This is a genomic window from Bacillus sp. SIMBA_005, from assembly GCF_046535585.1.
GTDB lineage: Bacteria > Bacillota > Bacilli > Bacillales > Bacillaceae > Bacillus > Bacillus pumilus.
In genome coordinates, this window is sequence record NZ_JAWRWI010000866.1 from 1 (window position 1) to 250 (window position 250).

1 pseudogene is annotated in these 250 nt (G+C 47.6%); it reads right to left on the reverse strand.

Features of this window, described 5'->3' with window-relative positions:
• Positions 1-202: pseudogene (locus tag SB660_RS22535) on the reverse strand (acetyl-CoA carboxylase carboxyl transferase subunit alpha); the annotation flags it as partial.
• Positions 203-250: the final 48 nt, after the last annotated feature.

Here is a 250-nt window from a genome sequence, read left to right on the forward strand (position 1 = left end):
GGTCGGGAAGGCGTGCGATCTGCACTCTGTCCCACGGCTTCAGATTTTTATAAATCTCATCCTGGAGCTTGCTGAGCCGGTCTTCAAGCCTTGCGATTTCAGCGCTTAAATCCATCTCCGAATCTTGGGTGAATTTTTTCAGTTCGGCAATTTTCGTCTGCAGTTCAATCACCGGTTTTTCAAATTCTAATCTTGCAGCCACTCATGCTCACCTCCTGTTTGGTGCATGTCCAGCAGAAATGCGAGTTTC